Origin of the sequence: Streptomyces sp. P3, assembly GCF_003032475.1 — a bacterium.
Lineage (GTDB): Bacteria > Actinomycetota > Actinomycetes > Streptomycetales > Streptomycetaceae > Streptomyces.
The window spans coordinates 4,301,591-4,322,343 of record NZ_CP028369.1 but is presented as its reverse complement, the minus strand read 5'-3'; the positions used below and the strand labels follow the sequence as shown (position 1 = coordinate 4,322,343).

The 20,753-nt window shown below is 72.2% G+C and carries 19 protein-coding genes; 9 read left to right on the top strand and 10 right to left on the bottom strand.

From position 1 onward, the window contains the following. Window positions 1-96: 96 nt before the first annotated feature. The 6 genes from C6376_RS19370 to C6376_RS19345 form a co-directional block, all read right to left on the bottom strand. Window positions 97-408 carry a hypothetical protein gene (locus C6376_RS19370; protein WP_107444577.1) on the bottom strand — a complete coding sequence of 104 codons (312 nt, stop codon included), beginning with the start codon at window positions 406-408 and terminating at the stop codon, window positions 97-99. Between the two features lie 129 nt (window positions 409-537). Then, the gene (locus C6376_RS19365; RefSeq protein ID WP_107444576.1) at window positions 538-1,539 is read right to left on the bottom strand and encodes a TerC family protein; all 1,002 of its coding nucleotides are present in this window, start codon (window positions 1,537-1,539) and stop codon (window positions 538-540) included. Between the two features lie 222 nt (window positions 1,540-1,761). Then, a complete protein-coding gene (locus C6376_RS19360; protein ID WP_107444575.1) occupies window positions 1,762-3,810 on the bottom strand; it encodes a TerD family protein in 2,049 nt (682 codons plus the stop codon). A gap of 62 nt (window positions 3,811-3,872) precedes the next feature. Further along, window positions 3,873-4,451 carry a TerD family protein gene (locus tag C6376_RS19355; RefSeq protein ID WP_057580284.1) on the bottom strand — a complete coding sequence of 193 codons (579 nt, stop codon included), beginning with the start codon at window positions 4,449-4,451 and terminating at the stop codon, window positions 3,873-3,875. A 160-nt stretch (window positions 4,452-4,611) separates the two neighbouring features. After that, complete coding sequence (gene uvrB / locus C6376_RS19350; RefSeq protein ID WP_107444574.1) at window positions 4,612-6,756, bottom strand: excinuclease ABC subunit UvrB; 2,145 nt, start codon at window positions 6,754-6,756, stop codon at window positions 4,612-4,614. Window positions 6,757-6,828: 72 nt separating this feature from the next. After that, window positions 6,829-7,695, bottom strand: a complete 867-nt coding sequence (locus C6376_RS19345) for an MHYT domain-containing protein (protein WP_107444573.1) — start codon at window positions 7,693-7,695, stop codon at window positions 6,829-6,831. A 284-nt stretch (window positions 7,696-7,979) separates the two neighbouring features. Between C6376_RS19345 and C6376_RS19340 the strand changes: the two genes are divergently transcribed. The 3 genes from C6376_RS19340 (at window position 7,980) to C6376_RS19330 (ending at window position 10,951) form a co-directional block, all read left to right on the top strand. Beyond that, a complete protein-coding gene (locus C6376_RS19340; RefSeq protein ID WP_107444572.1) occupies window positions 7,980-8,852 on the top strand; it encodes a glycerophosphodiester phosphodiesterase family protein in 873 nt (290 codons plus the stop codon). A 49-nt stretch (window positions 8,853-8,901) separates the two neighbouring features. Then, window positions 8,902-9,456 carry a methylated-DNA--[protein]-cysteine S-methyltransferase gene (locus C6376_RS19335; RefSeq protein WP_107444571.1) on the top strand — a complete coding sequence of 185 codons (555 nt, stop codon included), beginning with the start codon at window positions 8,902-8,904 and terminating at the stop codon, window positions 9,454-9,456. Window positions 9,457-9,658: 202 nt separating this feature from the next. Then, window positions 9,659-10,951, top strand: coding sequence for an MFS transporter (locus C6376_RS19330; RefSeq protein WP_107444570.1), 1,293 nt, complete (start codon window positions 9,659-9,661; stop codon window positions 10,949-10,951). Here the strand turns inward: C6376_RS19330 and C6376_RS19325 are convergent. Beyond that, on the bottom strand, window positions 10,942-11,370 hold the full coding sequence (locus C6376_RS19325; RefSeq protein ID WP_107444569.1) for a VOC family protein: 429 nt from the start codon (window positions 11,368-11,370) through the stop codon (window positions 10,942-10,944). The genes C6376_RS19330 and C6376_RS19325 overlap by 10 nt on opposite strands. Before the next feature lie 99 nt (window positions 11,371-11,469). On the opposite strand from C6376_RS19325, the gene C6376_RS19320 reads away from it, so the two are divergent. Both C6376_RS19320 and C6376_RS19315 read left to right on the top strand, forming a co-directional pair. Further along, entirely contained in the window at window positions 11,470-12,378 is a 909-nt protein-coding gene (locus C6376_RS19320; protein ID WP_107444568.1) for a pseudouridine-5'-phosphate glycosidase, read from the top strand. After that, window positions 12,375-13,532 carry a carbohydrate kinase family protein gene (locus C6376_RS19315; RefSeq protein ID WP_254075997.1) on the top strand — a complete coding sequence of 386 codons (1,158 nt, stop codon included), beginning with the start codon at window positions 12,375-12,377 and terminating at the stop codon, window positions 13,530-13,532. Before C6376_RS19320 ends, C6376_RS19315 begins: the two co-directional genes overlap by 4 nt. Before the next feature lie 127 nt (window positions 13,533-13,659). Here the strand turns inward: C6376_RS19315 and C6376_RS19310 are convergent, their stop codons facing one another. Continuing rightward, a complete protein-coding gene (locus tag C6376_RS19310; protein WP_107444567.1) occupies window positions 13,660-14,454 on the bottom strand; it encodes a methyltransferase in 795 nt (264 codons plus the stop codon). Between the two features lie 232 nt (window positions 14,455-14,686). On the opposite strand from C6376_RS19310, the gene C6376_RS19305 reads away from it, so the two are divergent. Beyond that, the gene (locus C6376_RS19305) at window positions 14,687-15,814 is read left to right on the top strand and encodes a magnesium and cobalt transport protein CorA (RefSeq protein WP_107444566.1); all 1,128 of its coding nucleotides are present in this window, start codon (window positions 14,687-14,689) and stop codon (window positions 15,812-15,814) included. 21 nt (window positions 15,815-15,835) lie between these two features. Here the strand turns inward: C6376_RS19305 and C6376_RS19300 are convergent, their stop codons facing one another. Beyond that, a complete protein-coding gene (locus C6376_RS19300; RefSeq protein ID WP_107444565.1) occupies window positions 15,836-16,270 on the bottom strand; it encodes a CBS domain-containing protein in 435 nt (144 codons plus the stop codon). 188 nt (window positions 16,271-16,458) lie between these two features. Next, the gene (locus C6376_RS19295) at window positions 16,459-17,091 is read right to left on the bottom strand and encodes a uridine kinase (protein WP_107444564.1); all 633 of its coding nucleotides are present in this window, start codon (window positions 17,089-17,091) and stop codon (window positions 16,459-16,461) included. A 292-nt stretch (window positions 17,092-17,383) separates the two neighbouring features. On the opposite strand from C6376_RS19295, the gene C6376_RS19290 reads away from it, so the two are divergent. From C6376_RS19290 to C6376_RS19280, 3 genes are all read left to right on the top strand, one after another. Then, a complete protein-coding gene (locus C6376_RS19290) occupies window positions 17,384-18,109 on the top strand; it encodes a DUF2293 domain-containing protein (RefSeq protein ID WP_107449065.1) in 726 nt (241 codons plus the stop codon). A gap of 314 nt (window positions 18,110-18,423) precedes the next feature. Continuing rightward, complete coding sequence (locus C6376_RS19285; protein ID WP_107444563.1) at window positions 18,424-18,903, top strand: DUF1772 domain-containing protein; 480 nt, start codon at window positions 18,424-18,426, stop codon at window positions 18,901-18,903. Between the two features lie 115 nt (window positions 18,904-19,018). After that, window positions 19,019-20,506, top strand: coding sequence for a glutamate synthase subunit beta (locus C6376_RS19280; protein ID WP_107444562.1), 1,488 nt, complete (start codon window positions 19,019-19,021; stop codon window positions 20,504-20,506). Window positions 20,507-20,753: the final 247 nt, after the last annotated feature.

Sequence of the window (20,753 nt, the reverse complement as noted above, 5' to 3'; positions counted from 1 at the left end):
GGCCGCGCACTCCGGTCCGCACGGCCGGACCGGCTCCGGTCGGCCCTGCGGCCCCGGGCGGCCCATGCCCGTACGACACCGCGGCCGGCGGAGTCCTCAGAACTCGGCGGCGTCCACGACGTCGCAGTCGGTGAAGGACGGCGGCCGGGTGCACAGCGCCGCCATGCCCTCCGCGAACTTCCCCGTCTCCTCGGCCTCGCTGTTGCGCATGGCCGCCTCGTAGGAGTCGAACTCGACCACCACGAGGTAATGGTTCGGCCGGTTCCTGTCCCTGAGGACGAGCCGGCGCTTCGGGGCGTCCTCCCGGCCCGCGAAGTTCCGTTCCCCTTCCTCGGCGAGGGCGCGCATCTCGTCGATGCGGTCGGTCTCGAGGTCGATGATCTGCACGAACTTCTGCGACGTGCTCATGGTGCCTCCACGCCCCGGCTGCGGCGTCCCGAAGTGGAAACGCCCGGCTACCAAGGAAGCACCGGAAGCGGTGGTCGGCAATTCGCCGCGCACCGCTCCCGGGGGTGGTTGTCCCTACGTCGTACATGGTCAGGCTCCGATGCGATCCTTCGGAGCGCCTTCACTCGCCGTCCGCGCCTCCTCGGCCGCCGCCTGCTTCCGGGAGGCCCGCAGGCTGGTGATCGTGGTGACGATCAGGACCGAACAGATGACGCCGAGCGAGACCGGGATGCTGATCTCGGGCACGTGCACCCCGGACTCGTGCAGCGCGTGCAGCACCAGCTTCACGCCGATGAAGCCGAGGATGATCGACAGACCGTAGCTGAGGTGGACCAGCTTCCTCAGCAGACCGCCGATGAGGAAGTACAGCTGCCGCAGACCCATCAGCGCGAAGGCGTTCGCGGTGAAGACGATGTACGGGTCCTGCGTCAGCCCGAAGATGGCGGGGATGGAGTCGAGGGCGAAGAGCACGTCGGTCGTGCCGATCGCCAGCATCACGACCAGCATCGGGGTCATGACCCGCTTGCCGTTCTGCTCGATCCACAGCTTCGTGCCGTGGTAGCGGTCCGCCACGCCGAAACGCTTCTCCGCAGCCTTGAGCAGCTTGTTCTCCTCGAACTCCTCGTCCTCGTCGTCGGCGCGGGCCTCCTGGATGAGCTTCCAGGCCGTCCAGATCAGGAAGGCGCCGAAGAGGTAGAAGACCCACGCGAAGCTGGCGAGGATCGCCGCACCGGCCGCGATGAAGACGGCCCGCAGGACCAGGGCTATGAGGACGCCGACGAGCAGGACCCGCTGCTGGTACTGCGACGGGACCGCGAACTTGCCCATGATCAGGACGAACACGAAGAGGTTGTCGACGCTGAGCGACTTCTCGGTGATGAAGCCCGCGAAGAACTCTCCGGCGGGCTGTCCCCCGGAGAAGAGGAACAGGCCGAGGCCGAACAGCCCGGCCAGGGCGATCCAGACGACCGTCCAGATCCCGGCTTCCTTGATCGAGACGTCGTGCGGTTTGCGGCCGATGAAGAAGTCGACCGCGATCAGGGCGGCCAGGCCGACGATGGTCAGAACCCACAGATTCACGGAAACATCCACTGCGCCTCCGGCAGTACGTAACGGCAAGTGAACAGCGCCGTCGCGCTGCCGGAGGTCTCTTCCACCCGAGACGGGCCGGCGCCCCGGGATCAGGCCTGATCCGTATTGACGGGTACGCCGCAGCAGGGAGTACTCCCCTCCGTGAGAAGAAGAGTACCCCAATCACCAAGAGAAGGTAAAGGGATTGGTAAAAACAAACCCAAGTTCGCTGGTCAGGAGGGTTTACTGATAGTTGGTGCGGGCCGCCGCCACCTGGGCCAGCACCTGCTGCAGCACCTGACTACCGGGTGGCACGAGAGCCGGTTCGTACGTCCACGCATGGCCCACCCAGGGGTCGGCGAGGTGGTCGTCGGCCACCGGGGTCAGCCGCAGCAGCCCACGCCACAGGGGATCCAGCAACGGACCGTAACCGGCCGCGTCCTCCCGGTCGGCGACCATCATCAGGTGCACGCCGACGGCCGGGCCCTCGTCCGCGAGATAGCGCAACTGGGTCACCGCACGGTCGTCGAAACCGTGCGGGAAGTCGTTGACGACCAGCAACTGCTGGGCGGTGTCGAACCCGGGCGGCAGCGAGTCGGCCACCCCGCCGCGTACCGCCATCTGCACCAGGTCGACGCGCTCGGTGAGCTGCCCCAGGACCGCTGCCACACCCGCCGCGCCGGCCGCGGGCGGAGCCGCGAGGACCCCGGACCGCACCAGCGGCGACAGCTCCCCGGCGGCCGAACCGGCCGGGTCGAGGACGTGCACGGTGAACTCGCCGGCCGGATGCACCGCGAGCAGCCGGGCCGTGTGCGCCACGGCCGACTCCATGGCCAGGCGGCGCATGTCGTGCGCGTCGGTGAACAGCCCGTCGGACGAGCCGGTGCGTCCGCTGTCGATCCACAGCCCCCGTTCGAGCGGGAGCCGGACCAGCATCGGGATGCGCAGCGGTTCGCTCTCGGGCACGTGGAGGTCGCCCAGACGCAGCGCCATGGGCATCTCCATGGGGACGCGGTAGGCGTGCCAGACGGGGCTGTCCCAGCGCGCGTACGCGGCGGGCAGCGCCGGTTCCACTACGTCGGCCTCGGCGCCGAGCTGGCCGAGGTCGCGGTCCAGGGCCTCCCGGGCCTGGTCGACGAGCCGGCTGTGCTTGGCCTGGGCCGCCTCACGGGCGGCCTCGCCCTGGCCGCCGATCCTGCTGCGCGGGTCGGACAGGACCTGGTCGAGCTCCTTCTCCATCCGCGCGTCGGCGAAGTCGACCGCGCTGCGAAACGCGGCGGTGCTGCGGGCCAGGTCCTCGAACATGCCCCAGACCTGGTTGTAGAGCCGCTCCTCCATGGACCAGCCGGTCGCGTCGCCGGCCACCGGCCGGGCGGGCTCCCCGGGCTGTGCCGGGGGCGCGGTGGGCGGCGGCGGAGGCGGAGCGGTGTTCTGCCGGCGCGGATGGCTGTAGTCGATCGGACCACCGGCGGGGGGCGCGGACGCCGACTGCGCGGGCTCGGGGTCGGACGGCGTGGCACCGCCCGCCGGGCTCGCGGTCCCGTGGGCGCTCGACGTCGCTCCGTAGGGGCCGCCGACGCCCTGGCTCCCGGGGATGCCCTGGGCACCGTGCGTTGCCTGGGCTCCGGGGGTGTTCTGGGGGTTGTACGGCGAGCCGCTCTGGTCCGGGCCGAGCGCGGCCGTCTGGCGGGAGCGGTCGCCGTCGGACGTGGGGGGCGGCGGGGCCGGCACCGAGCGGGCCAGGCCCCGCACCACGGCCTCGTTGATCTCGGTCGCGAGCTGATGTGCCTGCGGCAGCCCCTGGTCGGTGAGGAGTTCGGCGAGGCCGCCCGCATAGCCCTGCCCGACGGCGCGCACCTTCCATGCGCCCTGCCGCCGGTACAGCTCCAGCGCGATGACGGCCGACTCCGCGTCCAGGCCGGTGAGGGTGAAGGTGACGATCTCGGCCCCGTCGAGGCCGGTGACCGCGACGAAGGGGGCCGCGACCGAGCCGAAGCCGACCGGTCCGCCGACTCCCGTGGGCAGCGCCAGCACGACGCCCACCCGGTGCACGGCCGCCGGTACCGCGTCGAGGTCCACCGCGAGGCGGTGGTCCGCGGCGGCCTGGCGGGAAACCTCCAGGCCGGGCAGTGTGGGCACGCCCGGATGGGCCACCCGCTCGACGCCGTGGATCCTGCCGCTCTCGTCGCCGAGAACGGCCGTCGCCACGACGGGCTTGCCGGCCGAGATCCGGATCTCGAGCCGGACCTGGGAGAGCGGGTGGTTCTGCCCCCGCACCAGCTCGGCCGTCATCGCCTGTCGTCCCCCTGCGTCACGTGTGGTGTTGTGGTGGTGCCGCTCGCCGGCCGGCGGCCCTACAGCGCCGGCAGGATCGCGGGCATCAGGTCCTGGAAGGTACGGCCGTTGGCCGGAGTCCCGAGGGCCGTCATGTTCCAGCCTCCGCCGACCCGGTGCACCTTCGCCATGATCTGTGCCGTGTACGCGCCGCCGCCCGCGAGCGTGTAGCGCGCCAGCTCCTGGCCGTTGGTCTCGTCGACCAGGCGGCAGAAGGCGTTCTGCACCTCCTGGAACGTCTGGCCCGTGAAGGAGTTCACGGTGAAGACGATCTGGTCGATGTGGACCGGCACGCGCGCGAGGTCGACGAGGATCGCCTCGTCGTCGCCGCCCTGGCCGACGCCGCCGACCAGGTTGTCACCGGTGTGGCGGACGGAGCCGTCGTCGCTCACCAGGTGACGGAAGAAGACGACGTCGACCGGCTGCTTGTCCGCGAACAGAACGGCGGAGGCGTCGAGGTCGATCTCCCGGGTCCGGGAGCCGAACAGGCCGCGCCGCGGGGCCGCCTGCCAGCCGAGACCCATGCGCACCGCGGTCAGGCTGCCCCCGTCGTTCTTCTGCAGACTGATGGCCTGACCCTTGGTCATGTTGACGGTCACGCGCTGATTCCCCTCTCGAGCTGTCCCCTGTTGCCGCGGCGCCCGCGGTTGACGGAAACCCTACGCAAAGGCACTGACAGTGCCGCACCCAGGCCCGCACTTTGTGTCGGTCTTGCAACACAGCACGTGCGGGCCCGGGCACAGGAGTCGCACGGGTCCGTCAGGCCAGACCCGCCTCTTTCATCTGGCGCAATTCCTTCTTCATCTCGGAGACCTCGTCACGGATCCGGGCGGCCACCTCGAACTGCAGGTCCGCCGCGGCGGCCCGCATGCGCTCGGTCATCTCCTCGATCTGCTCGGCGAGTTCGGCCGCCGGACGGTCGGTCGGCACCGTCGCCGCGGCCCTGCCCCTGGCCTGCCCGGACTTCGCGCCCTTGACCGCCTTGTCGCCGAGGGACGGCACCGGCGCCTTGGTGGCCCGGCCGTCCTTCTTCGCCCGGTAGCCGGAGCCGAGCAGCTGCTCGGTGTCGACCTCCTCGCGGGCGATCTGCGCGACGATGTCGTTGATCTTCTTGCGGAGCGGTTGCGGGTCGATGCCGTGGGCCGTGTTGTAGGCGACCTGCTTCTCCCGGCGCCGGTTGGTCTCGTCGATCGCCCGTTCCATGCCCGGAGTGATCTTGTCGGCGTACATGTGGACCTGACCGGAGACGTTGCGCGCCGCGCGGCCGATGGTCTGGATCAGCGAGGTCCCGGAGCGCAGGAAGCCCTCCTTGTCGGCGTCGAGGATCGCCACCAGGGACACCTCGGGCAGGTCGAGTCCCTCCCGCAGGAGGTTGATGCCGACCAGCACGTCGAACTCGCCGGCGCGCAGCTCGCGCAGCAGCTCGATACGCCGCAGCGTGTCGACGTCGCTGTGCAGATAGCGCACCTGGATGCCGAGTTCGAGGAAGTAGGCCGTGAGGTCCTCGGCCATCTTCTTGGTGAGCGTGGTGACCAGGACGCGCTCGTCCTTCTCGACGCGCGCCCGGATCTCGTGCACCAGGTCGTCGATCTGGCCCTCGGTGGGCTTGACGACGACCTCGGGGTCGATGAGGCCGGTGGGGCGGATGATCTGCTCCACGACGCCGTCCCCGCGCGAGAGCTCGTACTTGCCGGGCGTCGCCGACAGATACACGGTCTGCCCGATGCGTTCCTGGAACTCCTCCCATTTCAGCGGGCGGTTGTCGAGAGCCGAGGGCAGCCGGAAACCGTGGTCCACGAGGGTGCGCTTACGGGAGGCGTCGCCCTCGTACATGGCGCCGATCTGCGGCACGGTGACATGGGACTCGTCGATGACGAGCAGGAAGTCGTCGGGGAAGTAGTCGAGCAGCGTGTTCGGCGGGGAACCGGGCGAGCGGCCGTCGAAGTGCATCGAGTAGTTCTCGACGCCGGAGCAGGAACCGATCTGGCGGAGCATCTCGAGGTCGTACGTGGTGCGCATGCGCAGGCGCTGGGCCTCCAGCAGCTTGCCCTGTTTCTCCAGCTCGGCCAGGCGCTCGCCGAGCTCCTTCTCGATGTCGTTCGCGGCCCGCTCGAGACGCTCGGGGCCCGCCACGTAGTGGGTGGCGGGGAAGATGTACAGCTGCTGGTCCTCGCTGATGATCTCGCCGGTGAGCGGGTGCAGGGTGGAGAGGGCCTCGATCTCGTCGCCGAACATCTCGATGCGGACGGCGAGCTCCTCGTAGACCGGGAAGATCTCGATGGTGTCGCCGCGCACCCGGAAGGTGCCGCGGGTGAACGCCAGGTCGTTGCGCGTGTACTGGATGTCGACGAAGCGGCGCAGCAACTGGTCCCGGTCGAGCTCCTCGCCGACACGCAGCGGGACCATGCGGTCCACGTACTCCTGCGGGGTGCCGAGGCCGTAGATGCAGGACACCGAGGCGACCACGACGACGTCACGGCGGGTGAGCAGTGAGTTGGTCGCGGAGTGGCGCAGGCGCTCGACCTCCTCGTTGATCGAGGAGTCCTTCTCGATGTAGGTGTCCGACTGCGGGACGTACGCCTCGGGCTGGTAGTAGTCGTAGTACGAGACGAAGTACTCGACCGCGTTGTTCGGCAGCAGTTCACGGAACTCGTTCGCCAGCTGGGCGGCCAGGGTCTTGTTCGGCGCCATCACCAGGGTGGGGCGCTGGAGCTTCTCGATCATCCACGCGGTGGTGGCGGACTTTCCGGTGCCGGTCGCGCCGAGCAGGACGACGTCCTTCTCGCCCGCCTCGACACGCTGGGCGAGCTCGGCGATGGCCGTCGGCTGGTCGCCGCTGGGCTGGTAGGGACTGACGACCTCGAAGGGCGCCACCGTGCGTTCGATGTGGGAAACGGGCCGCATGCCATCCACCGTACGACCCCCCACTGACAACGGGGTCCGATCAGGGGTTTCGGGGCGTGCGCAGGCGCCGGCTCAGCGGTTCTGCGGGGTGCGGGACTCCCGGGGGGCCACGTCCCGGCGGCCGCGGAGGCGGGCGCCGCGCGCCGGATGTCCGACGGGCCGGTGCGCCGGGACGCCGGGGCGGTGCGGGACGGGGGCCCGGTCCGGCTTGCCCATCACCATCAGCGGGTCGAACAGCACCACGGCGCCGGCCAGGCAGAGGAACGCGAGGGGGCCGATCAGCATGGGTGCGAGCAGGGTGGCCGGCGGGTCGCCCGCCGTCGGGGCGCCGCCCGTGTGCAGATGAACGCTGAGGGCGGCCATGCCGGTGTAGTGCATGCCGGTGACGGCGAGCCCCATGACCAGGCCGGCGCCCACGCTCCACAGGAAGCCCCTGACCTGCCCCGCGGCCCACAGGGCGACGGTGGCGGCGGCCATGGCGATCGCGACGGAGACCGCGACGGTGAGCGTGTTGTACGTGAACGTGCCGTTCAGGCGCATCCCGGCCATGCCGAGGTAGTGCATGGACGCGATGCCGAGACCGGTGAGGGTCCCTCCGGTGAACAGCGCGGTTCCGGTCGCGCCGCGGTAGCCGACGATGAAGACCCCGACGCCCACCATGACGACGGCGACGCCCAGGCTGCCGTAGGTCATGGGTTTGTCGTAGTGGATCGGGGCTCCCCGGACGGTGAAGCCGATCATCGCGACGAAATGCATGGTCCAGATGCCGGAGCCGATCGCCGCGGAGCCGAGGGCGAGCCAGCCCGGCCGCCAGGAGTGGGCGACGAGCAGGGCTCTGGTGGTGCAGCGCAGGCCCAGCGCACCGCCGAGGCAGGCCATGACGTAGGCCACCAGCGGGGTGACGAGTCCGTAGCTGAAACCGTCGACCGTGCCGTGCATGCGCGGTTGCCCTTCGCCCTGTTGCCGGATCTTGCCCGATGCCTCTGGAACGCGGCCTTCCAGGACCGCTGCGCGCGGTCAAGGCTGAGGGAAAGTATGACTCCCACCGGAATGGTCGAACGATTTTCCGGCAAAGAAACACGTCCTTGCCCCACATGTGCGGCACCGGTGAGGGGCGTCGGGTGTCTCCTCCCTTCGTGTGACCGCCCCGCGCCACCCCGCCGTCGTGGACCCTTCGCTGTCACAGTTGAGCTGTATGTGATCGCTCGACGCGAGGAGTACGCATGCACACACGCGTAGTTGCCGTCATGACCACCGTGATCCTGGGCACCGTGGCGCTCCTGCTCCCCGTCCACAGCGCCCGCGCGGGCATCGCGCTGCGGCCTGCGGTGGTCGCCCACCGGGGCGCCTCCGCCGTCGCTCCGGAGAACACCCTGGAGGCCGTCGACCGCGCGAAGTCGCTGGGCACCCTCTGGGTGGAGAACGACGTCCAGCGCACCCGGGACGGCGAGCTCGTCGTCGTCCACGACGACAGCCTCCGCCGGACGACGGACGTGGAAGAGGTCTTTCCGGGCCGCGCCCCCTGGAAAGTGAAGGACTTCACCGCCGCCGAGGTCGCGCGGCTCGACGCGGGAAGCTGGTTCGGCCCCGCCTACGCGGGCGTGCGCGTGCCGACGTTGACGCAGTACCTCGACCGGGTCGACCGCAACCACCAGAACCTGCTTCTGGAGATCAAGAATCCCGAGCTCTACCCGGGCATCGAGCAGGAGGTCCTCGGACTCCTGGGCGACGAGGTGTGGCTGGACGAGCACCACCTCGCCAGCCGGTTGGTCGTGCAGAGTTTCAGCGCCGACTGCCTGCGGACGGTCCACCGGCTGATGCCCGCGGTGCGCATCGGCCTGCTCGGCAAGCCGGCCCTGTCGGACCTGCCCCGGATCTCGGTGTTCGCCGACCAGATCAACCCGTCCTGCACCGGCCTCTCCCAGGCGTACGTCGCCGCGGTGCAGGAGCTCACCGGACCGCACGGGCGGCCGATGAAGGTGTTCACCTGGACCGTCGACGACGCGGAGACCGCCCGGGCCGTCGCCGGGTACGGCGTCGACGGCGTCATCACCGACCGGCCCGACGTGGTGCGGCGGGCGCTGTACTGGTTCTGACGCGCGGCCCTCGCAGGGCGTTGTCGGTGGCTGCCCGTACCGTGGGCGCATGGACAGCCATGCGGAGTACGGACAGCGGGTCGTGTGGGCCGTCGTGAACACCGACATCGGGCCGCTGATGCTGGCGGCGAGCTCCGAGGGACTGCTCAACGTGGTCTTCCACGCCACCGACGTGGTGCGCGACAAGGCGCTCTCAAGGCTGGCGGATCGGCTGGGAACGGAGCCCGTCGAGGCGCCCGGCTCCCCGTTGCTGGCCGAGGCGATACGCCAGTTCCAGGCCTATTTCTCCGGTGAGCGGCAGGTCTTCGAGCTGCCCCTGGACTGGTCCCTGATCTCGGGCTTCAACCGTCAGGTGTTGCGGGAACTGGCCACCGGTGTTCCCTACGGGGCCGTCGTGGGTTACGGCGATCTGGCGGAGCGGGTGGGGCAGCCGGGGGCCGCGCAGGCGGTGGGCGCCGCGATGGGGTCCAACCCGCTGCCGGTCGTCGTGCCCTGCCACCGGGTGGTGGAGAGGGACGGCGGCATCGGCGGCTTCGGGGGCGGTCTGGAGACCAAGCGGAAGCTGCTCGCCCTGGAGGGGGTCCTGCCCGAACCGTTGTTCTGAACCGTTCGTTCCGGTGGCCCGAGCCGCTCCGCAGGGGTCTGGGCGGCACGGGGCGGAGGGGGGAGACTGCGCCGGTGACCCGGATGTCCGTCTGTCCGCGTGGCCGGGCCGTCGCGCACGGCCACGCGGTGGCTCAGGTCTCTGTCGTGGTGCGGGTCTTCCGTGCGGCGACGCCGACCCGTGCCGTCGAGAGGAGCCTGATGTGACCGCCGCCGAGCGCGCCGCGGCGCCGCACGTGGACGCTGTGCACCTGCCCACACTGCGCCGGCGCACGACCGCCGTGCTCATCTCCAGCCAGATCCTCGGCGGGCTCGGCGTCGCCACCGGTATCGCGCTGGCCGCCGTCCTGGCCCGGCAGGTCAGCGGCACCGAGGCCCTGTCCGGGCTCGCACCCACCGCCACCGTCGCCGGTACGGCCGTGCTGTCGATGCCGATGGCCGCGCTGATGACCGCGCGCGGGCGCAGGCCCGGGCTGGTGCTGGCCTACCTGGTCGGCGCGTTGGGAGCGGGCGTCGTGGTGATGGCTGCGCGCCTCGGGAACTTTCCGCTGCTGCTGTGCGGCATGGCCGCGTTCGGCGCGGCCTCCTCGGCGAATCTGCAGGCCCGGTTCGCCGCCGCCGACCTCGCCGAGCCGCAGCATCGCGCGCGGGCCATCTCCCACGTCGTGTGGGCGACGACCATCGGAGCGGTCCTCGGCCCGAACATCGCCGCGCCGGCCGGCCGCAGCATCGCCGGGCTGGGGATACCCGCGGCGGCGGGCCCCTTCCTGTGGGCGGGCGGCATCTTCGTCCTGGCTGCGGTGGTCGTGGCGGTCCTGCTGCGCCCTGACCCGCTGCTGACGGCCCGCGCGCTCGCCCCGGAGGACGAGTGCTCCCCCGGGGCCCGTTCCCTGCGGGCGGGGCTGACGGCCGTCGCCGCATCGCCGTACGCGCGGCTGGCGCTGGTGACGGTGGCGGTGTCGCACACCGCGATGGTCTCGGTCATGTCGATGACCCCGGTGGACCTCTCCCACCACGGCGCGAGCATCGAGCTGATCGGGCTGGTCATCAGCGGGCACATCGCCGGCATGTACGCGTTCGCGCCGTTGATGGGGCGGCTGGCCGACCGGGTGGGGCGCCTCTCCGTGACGGGCCTCGCCGCCGGGCTGCTGGCCGTGGCCCTGTTCCTGGCCGGGACGGCCGGCGACGACCACCGGCAGACCGCCGCCGGACTGTTCGTCCTGGGCCTCGGCTGGTCGGCCGGGCTGGTCTCCGGCTCGGCACTGCTCACCGACGCGGTGCCGCAGTCCGCGCGGGCCGCCGCGCAGGGAATCTCCGACCTCACCATGAACACCTCGGCGGGTGTGGGCGGGGCGATCGCGGGGCTCGTGGTGGCGCGGGCGAGTTACGGGTGGCTCAACGTGGCCGCGGCGACCCTGCTCCTCCCGCTGGCCGCCCTGGCGTTGCTCACCCGGAACGGGAGCCGCGGCGGCGAAGGCGGCGCTCGTCAGTCGTAGTGCCGCGCCTCCACGACGTTGCCGTCCGGGTCGCGGAAGTAGAAACTGCCCGTGGCGTCACCGCGGGCGCCGAAGGAGCCGTGCGTGACGTCCGAGACCGGAACGGCGCGCTCCTCCAGACGGGTGCGGAGGGCGTCGAAGTCTCCCCTCGGCAGGGCGAGACAGACGTGGTTGACGGGATGCCCCGCGCTGTCGGCGGCGCCGGGAAGCATCTTCATCTGCGGCGCCGCCGCCGACGGCATCAGGTCGAGCAGACAGTCCTCGCTGACGCGGACGGAGGGGAAGGGCTCCTCGCCCGCGACGAACGCGGCGAGCCTGACGGGCGTCAGCCCGACGGCCTGCTCGTAGAAGTCGGCTGCGGCCGCCGGATCGCGCACCCACAGGACGACGTGGTCGAGGCGTGCCGTGTGCTGCGTCATGCCGTCCAGGCTGGTGTCCTGCCCCACAGGACGCAAGGGTTTGACCGGGCGCGCCGCCCGCCAGAGATGAGGGGAGAGAAACGGACAGGAGGCGGGCGCGTGGTGCTGGTGGTGTCGGAAGAGGTGCGGAACGCGGTCGACGCGCGTCAACCCGTGGTGGCGCTGGAGTCAACGATCATCTCGCACGGGCTGCCGCGCCCGCGCAATCTTGAGGTGGCGGCGGAACTGGAGGCCGTCGTGCGCGCCGGGGGCGCGGTGCCGGCGACGATCGCCGTGCTCGACGGGCGGCCCCATGTGGGCCTGGACGAGAAGCAGCTGGAGCGGGTCGCCAACGAGGACGGGTTCCGCAAGCTGGGCCATCGCGACCTGCCGCTGGCGGTGGCCTCCGGTGCGAGCGGCGCGACCACGGTGTCGGCGACGGCGCTGCTGGCGGCGCTGGCGGGCGTGCGGGTGTTCGCGACGGGCGGCCTCGGCGGGGTGCACCGGCAGTGGACGGTCACCCAGGACGAGTCGGCCGACCTGGGGCTGCTGGCGAGCACACGGGTCACGGTGGTCTGCGCGGGGGTCAAGTCGATCCTCGACGTGCCCGCGACCCTGCAACGGCTGGAGACGCTGGGCGTCGCGGTCGCCGGGTACGGCACCGACCGCTTCCCCGGGTTCTACCTGTCCGACTCGGGTCATCCGGTGGACTGGACGGTGCACACTCCGGAGCAGGTGGCCGACGTGATGCGGGCCCAGGACGCGCTCGGCGTGCCCCACTCGGCCCTGATCGTCGCCAATCCGGTCCCCGAGGAGGAGCAGCTGGATCCCGCGCTGCACGCGCGTGTGCTCGCCGACGCGCTGCACGCGTGCGAGGAGGCCGGCGTCTCCGGCCAGGGCGTCACGCCGTTCCTGCTCGACTATCTCGTCCGGCACACCGACGGCGCGTCCCTGGGCGCCAACCTGGCGGCGGTGCGCGGCAACGTGCGTTTGGCGGCGCGGATCGCGACGGCGTGGTCCTCGGCATGACGGCGCGACCGGACGGGGCGATCCGTGATCACGCCGACCCGGTCCGGAGCCCGAAGGCGCCCGCGGGCGCGGGGCCGACCGCGGACGCGGAGGGCGCGTCCGGCGCGCACGGCACGTCCGGCGCGGCCGTGCGGGGCGGATCCGGGGCGACGGCCGGCCCGGAGGCGACGGCCGTGTCCGAGCGACCGTCCGGTCGCGGGCCGACGGGGCCCCCGGGAGGCGGGGCGCTGCTGGTCGTCGGGGACGTGGTGACGGACGTCGTCGCCCGGCACCGGGGTCCGCTGGCCTCGGGAACGGACACGGTCGCGGTGATCCGGACCCTGCCGGGCGGCGCGGGCGCCAACGTGGCGTGCTGGGCCGCCCACTGGGGCTGCGCGGATGTCCGGCTGCTCGGCCGGGTGGGCGCGGAATCGGTGACCTGGCACGAACGGGCGCTGACCGCCGGCGGGGTGCGGCCCCTGCTCGTCGTGGACCGGCAGGCGTCGACCGGCACGGTGATCTGCCTCGTCGACACGGACGCGGCGGCGGAGCGGACGTTCCTCACCGACAGCGGCGCCTCCCTGCGCCTCGCCCCCGCCGACTGGTCGGACTCCCTGCTGGACGGCGTCGGCCGGCTCCATCTCTCCGGCTACCTGCTGTTCTCGGAGTCGGGGCGGGCACTGGTGCGGACGGCGTCGGGGTCGGCACGCGCGCGGGGCATCCCGGTGAGCCTCGATCCGGCGTCGGCGGGCTTTCTGGTGGAACTGGGCCTCCCCCGCTTCCTGGGCCTCGTCACGGACGTGGACGTGCTGCTGCCCAGCCGTGACGAGGCCCGGCTGCTCACCGGGGTGCCCGACGGCGCGGACGCTGCGGCCGAGCTGAGCCGCCACGTGCCGCTGGTGGTGGCCAAGCAGGGTGCGGACGGCGCGCTCGTGGCCCGCGGGGGCACGGTCCTCGCCCGCGTTCCCGCTGCCCCCGCCACTCCCCGGGACACCACGGGCGCCGGCGACGCCTTCACCGGCGCGTTCCTCGCCGCACTGCTCGCGGGCGTCGACACCTCGGTCGCGGCGGTCGAGGGATGCCGGGCTGGAGCCCGGGCCGTGGAACGGGTGGGCGGCAGACCGCCGACCCCGCAGGAGAGCGCGACGACGGACCGGACCGGCGTGGCGGGCTGACGCCGCGCGACGCCCCTGTCGGCACTCCGGGCGGGCACCGAGCCGCCCGTCCCCGGCGTGCGCCCTCACTGCGTCGACTCCGCGGCGAGCCTTCGTCCGTGCGCGGCCTCCGCGGCCTCGCCACTCCTTACTCCTTGCGTCCCCAGGCCGAGATCAGCGGGGCCGTCGCCAGGTCCATGCTGCCCTCGGCGACGTTCGCCAGATGACGGTCGATCTCCTCGTCCGTCGCGACGCCCGCCCCGACGAGCTGCTCGCGGATCTGGCGCACCGTCGCGGACTCCAGGGCGGCGCAGGCGGGCGAGGCGACGGGGAAGTAGGCGTCGGCCTCGACGCGGCGCAGTCCGGCCTCGCGCAGCAGACGTGGCAGCTTGCGGCCGTAGGCGAGGTCGGCGCCCCGGCCGGCGAGGAGCTGGCGGAAACCGTGCCGCAGACGGTTCGCGAGCTGTTGCTCGGGGCCGTGCTCGTCGGGGCAGAGCAGGGGCTGCAGGGCGGGGTCGGCGTCCTCGATCAGCAGCCGTCCGCCCGGGCGCAGAGCGCCCACCAAGGACCGCAACGCCCGCTCCCGGTCCGGTACGTGGACCAGCACGAGGCGGGCGTGCACCAGATCGAAGCCCTCCGTCGGCGGCTCGCCGGCGCCGAGGTCGTGGACGCGGACCTCGACCGGCGGGCGGGCGGCCGACGTCAGGCGGGAGGTGTCGATGTCGGTCGCGAGGACCTTGCCCGTCGGACCGACCTTCTTCGCCAGCCAGGACACGACGGAGGTGCCGCCCGCGCCGGCTTCCCAGCAGCGCCAGCCGGGACCGACCCCGAGCCCTTCGAGATGACGGAACGTGGTCGGGTCGAAGAGGGCGGCGAAGGCGTCGAAGCGTTCCCCCGCCTCGGGCTGCCGGTTGTCGAGGAGGTATCCGTCGGGTCGCGTCATACGCCGATCATCCCAGCCGTGCGACTCGCCGGAGGTGGTCGACGCGGCCGGGATCCCGTGTCGGGAGGGGCGGTAGCAGCTCCCTCAGCAGTGCGAAGCCCCTTCGTCCACAGCCGGGAACAAAACGGAATTGCTCCTTTCCACAGGCCTGCCCCCGACATGCGGTGGCCTGGCAGACTGGCGTGCCAGGGCGCAGGTCGCGGCGCGAGGGGAAACACGCAAGGAGACCCGGATGACCATGGCGGGGAATCTGCGGAAGGTCACGGGCCTCGGAAGGGTCGGCGGCCTGCGTGGGGTGGCGAGGCTGGCGCGGCAACGTCCCCGGGTCGACCTGAGTCATCACGCACGGTCCCCGCTGGGGTCCTCGGTGGTGAACTGCGTGACGTACCGGGACGGCGTGCGCGCCGAGCACGGCGTGGATCTGGTCGACACGGTGGAGCGGACGCGCAGGAGCGGTCACGGCTTCGTGTGGCTCGGTCTGCACGAGCCCACGAACGACGAGTTCGCCGGCGTCGCCCAGCTCTTCGACCTGCATCCGCTGGCCGTCGAGGACGCCGTCGAGGCCCATCAGCGGCCGAAGGTCGAGCGGTACGGCGAGACGCTGTTCGCGGTGTTCAAGACGGTCTGCTACCTCGAGCACGAGGAGCTCACCGCGACCAGCGAAGTGGTCGACACCGGCGAGATCATGGTGTTCGTCGGACGGGACTTCGTGATCACGGTGCGGCACGGACGGCACGGCTCGCTCGGACCGTTGCGCGAGGAGCTGGAATCCGACGCCGCGCAGCTGGCCAAGGGGCCGTCGGCGGTTCTGCACGCCGTCGCGGACCACGTGGTCGACGACTACCTCCACGTCGTCGACGCCGTGCAGGCGGACATCGACCAGGTCGAGACGGACGTGTTCGCCGAGAACGGCGCGCGGGCCGATCCGGGGCGCATCTACCAGCTCAAGCGGGAACTCCTGCAGCTGAAACGGGCGGTGGTCCCGCTCGGCCGTCCGCTCCTCGACCTCGCGGACCGGCCGGTGCGGGTGATCGACCCGGAGATACAGGCCTACTTCCGGGACGTCTCGGACCACTTGTTGCGTGCCACCGAGCAGATCGCTGCTTTCGACGAACTGCTCAACTCGATCCTGCAGGCGCATCTGGCGCAGGTCACGGTCGCGCAGAACGAGGACATGCGCAAGATCACGGCCTGGGCGGCGGTCATCGCCGTGCCCACGATGATCTGCGGGGTGTACGGCATGAACTTCGACACCATGCCGGAGCTGCACTGGAGGTTCGGCTACCCCTTGGTCATCGTGGTGATATCCGTCGGCTGCCGCATCCTGCACCGGGGTTTCCGGCGCAACGGCTGGCTCTGACCCCGCGGGCCCGGGGGGTCGTCATGCCGGGGCCGGTCCACTCCGCGCGTAGACGCTCTCCGCCCAGGCGGCGATCTGGTCGTCGGTCAGGTGCCGGGCGAGGTCGGCTTCGCTGATCATGCCCACCAGGCGTTTGTTCTCGATGACGGGAAGCCGGCGGATCTGGTGGTCCTTCATCTCCTGGAGCACCTCGCCGACGTCCGCGCCCGCGTCGACCCAGCGCGGTGTTCCCTGCGCCATGTCCCCGGCGGTGACCTGGGCCGGGTCGCGCCCCACGGCCACGCAGCCGACGACGATGTCCCGGTCGGTGAGGATGCCGCAGAGCCGCTCGTTCTCGTCGCTGATCGGCAGTGCCCCGACGTTCAGTTCGCGCATCAGCTGGGCGGCGCGGTCGAGGGTCTCGTGGGCGGGGATCCACTGGGCGCCCCGGTGCATGATGTCTCCGGCGGTGGTCATGACGTACCTCCCGGTGCCGGACGGCCGGCGCGGCGCGGGGGGCGCCGCAGTCCCGGCGTCCTTCATTCTCGCCGCGCCGCCGGGCGGGCGCATCTCAACTCCGCGCTGCTCCGCGGGCGCAGACGCCCGGGGACGTCCCTGGCCGTGTGCGGTTCGCGGGCGCGCAAGCCGGCCGCCCGGTCCGGAAGTCAGCCGCCCCAGGCCGGGTGGCGGGGGTCGTCCGCGCGGACGAGTACGTCGGCGGTGGCGGCGGGGTCGGTCTCCTGGGCGTACCGCTCGAAGGCGGGCAGCGTCCAGTGGTCGGCCTCGGGGGTGCGGCGGCGCAGGGCGGCCGGGGAGAGGAGCGCGTGGATCGTCAGATCGAAGGGGAACCAGTGCCGCAGCAGCAGCGGACCGTGCAGCAGCAGAAAGCCTCCCGGGGGCAGCGGGACGTAATCGCTGCGGGTGGCCCGGTCGGTGACGGGGTCCCGCAGGTCGGGCAGGATCCGCCCGTCGCCGTCGGCTTCGAGCGGGTTGAACACCTCGCGCCACAGGGCGCCGGTGTCGAACCAGCCGTCGAGGTAGGCGTCCACGTCGTGCCGGCCGTACTCCAGCCGGAGGGAGGCCGGGCGCAGAAAGCCGTGCGTGTCCACGACGCACGAGGGCCGGCCGCGGGTGCGCAGCGCTTCCGCGACGCGCTCGGCGAGCTCTCCGGGGCGGGCCGCCGGTGCGCCGTCGAAGGCGATGCGCCGCCAGGGGCTGCCGTCGGCCGGTTCCAGTTCGAGCAGGCGCTCGGTGAGGAGGTCGCCGAGCCGTTCCCAGGTGATCGCTTCGAGTCGCACACGGCCATGATGCGCCAGGCGCTCACCACGGCGGCCCGCGGGCGGTCTCCAGCGGGCGGGCGGCGGGCTCGTGGCGGACGTCGAGGCTCGCGGCGGACGGCGGACAGGTGCCGCCGCGCCGGGGACGGGGAATGAAGCCGCCATGGCAAGCGCAGCCCTCCCCACCCCCGGACCCGTGCCTGGACCCACTCCCGAGCCCACCCCCGAAACCGAACCCGTGGCCGCCCCCGAACCCGGACCCGTGCCTGGACCCATCCCCGTCCCCGCGCCCGGAATCGGGTCCGCGGTCGGTATCGGCGGCCCCGGACCCGGACGTGCGGTCGGTGTCGGGACCGGTCTTCTGGTCGTCCAGCCGCTGCGGCGGAAACACTGCGCCGGCTGTCGACGCGGGCCGCTGTCGATGCTGGTCCTGGAGGACGCCGCACCGCGCTGCCTCGACTGCGCCGACCTCGGGCACCTGGTGTTCCTGCCGCGCGGCGACACGGCGCTGACGCGCAGGTCACGGGAGGAGAGCGGGCTGTCGGTGGTGGTCGTCCGGTTCAACCGGCGCAAAGGGCGCTACGAACGAGAGGGCGTCCTGGTCGAGGAGGCGGCGCTCGCCCGGGCCGAGGAGCGGTGCCTGGCGGACGCGGAGGCCCGGCGTCGGCGTCGGGCGCGCGACGCCCGGCTGCGGTCGGCGCAGGACGCGCACTTCACGGGGTTGTTCGCGACCGAGGTTCTGCGGCTGTTCCCCGGCTGTCCGGCGGACCGGGCGCGCGGGATCGCCGCGCATGCGTCGCTGCGCGGCAGCGGCCGGGTCGGCCGCAGCGCCGCCGGGCGGGCCCTGTCCGAGGCGGCGGTCGTCTTCGCGGTCAGGGCGTCCGTCCGACATGTGGACACGCCGTATGACCGGCTGCTGATGAGCGGCGTGCCACGGCACGAGGCGCGCCGCCGGATCGCGGCGGACGTGGAGACCGTGATCCGCACATGGGGCGAGGATCGGGACGCCCCGACGGCCCGGGACGGAACCTCGGCGTAGAGCGGGGTACGTGGGGCGCGGGTTCGGACCATGCGGAGGGGCATGCGGAGTCAGCGGGGACGGCCGGGACTGCGAGAACAGCCGGGACGGCGGGGACGGGGACGCCGGGGACCGGAACTCTCGGGACGGCGGGGAAGGCGGGGGCGGCCGGGACGGCGAAGACGCGGGCACCGGCGCACCCGGGTGCGAGTTAGGACGTCCCCGCATGTCGTCGCGCGTCCCGACGATGGTGGACGATCACGACCGGGTTTTCACTTGAGGTGAGCGACGGCACCGGGCAGGATCAGGCTCGACGGGTGGGGGTTGACGTTGTCATGATCGAGGGACCGTATGTGGTGCTCGCGGTGCTGGGCGCGCTGACGACGGGACTGATGGCCGGGGTCTTCTGCGCCTTCTCCGTCCTGGTGATGCGAGGGCTCGCCGCGCTGCCGCCCGCGCAGGGCGTCGCCGCCATGAACGCGATCAACACCTCGGCCATGACACCGGTGTTCATGGTCCTGTTCCTCGGCTCCGCGACGCTGTGCGCGGTGATCACCGTGGTGACGTTCGTGTTGTGGCCGGACCACGGGACCGCACGCCTGCTGGTGGGCAGCGCGCTGTACCTGTGCGGCGCCTTCGGGGTGACCGTCGTGGCGAACGTGCCGCGCAACGAGGCGCTGATGCGGAAGGGGCCGGGCACACCGGAGGCCGTCGCGTACTGGCCCGTCTACCTGCGTGAGTGGACGCGGTGGAACCATGTGCGCACGCTGGCGTCCGCGGGCTCGGCGGCCGTGTACGTCCTCGCCCTGATCTGACCGAAGCACCCCTGTCACTCCCCTCTGCATGGGGGGCCGGCAGAACGTATCGTGGCCGGGAGAGTGCCGCCCGACGACGCTCGGCCTGTCGTACGCGTACACAAGGGGCACGCCCATGGCCGATCCCAAGGGATTCATGACCACACCGCGCCGGGACTGGCCCCGTCGGCCGGTCGAGGAACGGGTCGCGGACTGGGACGAGGTGTACGTCCCCGGAGCGCTGCTGCCCCTCATCAGCGAGCAGGCCGACCGGTGCATGGACTGCGGCGTACCGTTCTGCCACGACGCCTGTCCGCTCGGCAATCTGATCCCGGACTTCAACGACCTGGTGTCGCGGGAGGACTGGCGGGCGGCCGCCGAGCGGCTGCACGCGACGAACAACTTCCCCGAGTTCACCGGCCGGTTGTGTCCCGCGCCGTGCGAGGCCGGTTGCGTCCTGGCCATCAACCAGCCGGCCGTCACCATCAAGAACGTCGAGGCGGCCATCGCCGACCGGGCCTGGGCCGACGGTCTGACGCCGCCCCGGCCGCCGGACCGGCTGTCGGGCAAGACGGTGGCCGTGATCGGCTCCGGGCCCACCGGACTGGCCGCCGCGCAGCAGCTCACCCGGGCCGGGCACACGGTCGCGGTCTACGAGAAGGACGACCGCGTCGGCGGGCTGATGCGGTACGGCATTCCCGCGTTCAAGATGGAGAAGCGTCATCTCGAACGCCGGATCGAGCAGATGCGGGCCGAGGGCACGAAGTTCCGTACCTCGACCACCGTCGGGCGGGACGTCATGGCCGCGGATCTGCGGACCCGCTACGACGCCGTGGTGATCGCCACCGGGGCGACCGAGTGGCGCGAACTGCACGTACCGGGGCGGGAGTTGACCGGCATACATCAGGCGATGGAGTATCTGCCGCTGGCCAACCGGGTGTGCGAGGGGGATCTGGAGACGTCCCCGATGTCCGCCTCCGGCAAGCACGTCGTCATCGTCGGCGGCGGCGACACGGGTGCCGACTGCCTGGGCACGGCGGTGCGCGAGGGCGCCGCGTCCGTGACCCAGCTGGACATCTACGCGCAGCCCGGCGCGGAGCGCGACGAGGACGCCGACCCCTGGCCGACGTATCCGAAGATCTACCGGCTCTCGCCGGCGCACGAGGAGGCGCGCGATCTGGAGTCCGCGCCGGCCGCGGACGCGGACGCCCGGTTGTTCGCCGCGTCCACGCTCCGTTTCACCGGGGACGAGACCGGTCACGTGCGGTCCCTGCACCTGACGGAGGTGGACGTGCGACGCAGGCCGGTGGCGGGCACGGCCCGCGCACTCCACGCCGACCTGGTGCTGCTCGCCCTCGGCTTCTCGGGACCCGACCGGGAGGACGGCCTCGTCGAACAGCTCGGTCTGGCTCTGGAGCCGCGCGGGACGCTCGTGCGGGACGCCGATTTCACGACGAACGTCCCCGGCGTCTTCGCCGCGGGGGACGCGGCCCGCGGCCAGTCGCTGATCGTGTGGGCCATCGCCGAGGGACGGGCGGTGGCGGCGGCCGTCGACCGCAGTCTGACGGGGACTTCCCGGCTGCCGGCGCCGATCGGACCGTACGACCGGCCGATGAGCGTCTAGGACACGGACCGCCGCGCCGCGTCCGATCCGGCCGCCCGGCCGCCCGCCCGCCTTCGCGGGGTTCGCGCGCTGCGCCGTCCGTCGGTCCTCGCGAGCTGCGCCGTCGCCGGAGCCGCCCCGTTCCACGTGCCGATCGTGCGGATCAGGGTTGGCACCTGGGCCGGCGCCTCGGGCCGGTTCGCACTCGCCGAAGCGGGCCGCGGCCCCGGCGCAGATGTCGTCCGGCCCCACCCCGGGAAGAGGAAAG

Coding starts and splice junctions, on each gene's coding strand:
- C6376_RS19370 (WP_107444577.1), bottom strand. CDS start 408: ATGAGCACGTCGCAGAAGTTCGTGCAGATCATCGACCTCGAGACCGAC.
- C6376_RS19360 (WP_107444575.1), bottom strand. CDS start 3,810: ATGACGGCCGAGCTGGTGCGGGGGCAGAACCACCCGCTCTCCCAGGTC.
- uvrB (WP_107444574.1), bottom strand. CDS start 6,756: ATGCGGCCCGTTTCCCACATCGAACGCACGGTGGCGCCCTTCGAGGTC.
- C6376_RS19345 (WP_107444573.1), bottom strand. CDS start 7,695: ATGCACGGCACGGTCGACGGTTTCAGCTACGGACTCGTCACCCCGCTG.
- C6376_RS19340 (WP_107444572.1), top strand. CDS start 7,980: ATGCACACACGCGTAGTTGCCGTCATGACCACCGTGATCCTGGGCACC.
- C6376_RS19335 (WP_107444571.1), top strand. CDS start 8,902: ATGGACAGCCATGCGGAGTACGGACAGCGGGTCGTGTGGGCCGTCGTG.
- C6376_RS19325 (WP_107444569.1), bottom strand. CDS start 11,370: ATGACGCAGCACACGGCACGCCTCGACCACGTCGTCCTGTGGGTGCGC.
- C6376_RS19315 (WP_254075997.1), top strand. CDS start 12,375: ATGACGGCGCGACCGGACGGGGCGATCCGTGATCACGCCGACCCGGTC.
- C6376_RS19310 (WP_107444567.1), bottom strand. CDS start 14,454: ATGACGCGACCCGACGGATACCTCCTCGACAACCGGCAGCCCGAGGCG.
- C6376_RS19305 (WP_107444566.1), top strand. CDS start 14,687: ATGACCATGGCGGGGAATCTGCGGAAGGTCACGGGCCTCGGAAGGGTC.
- C6376_RS19300 (WP_107444565.1), bottom strand. CDS start 16,270: ATGACCACCGCCGGAGACATCATGCACCGGGGCGCCCAGTGGATCCCC.
- C6376_RS19285 (WP_107444563.1), top strand. CDS start 18,424: ATGATCGAGGGACCGTATGTGGTGCTCGCGGTGCTGGGCGCGCTGACG.
- C6376_RS19280 (WP_107444562.1), top strand. CDS start 19,019: ATGGCCGATCCCAAGGGATTCATGACCACACCGCGCCGGGACTGGCCC.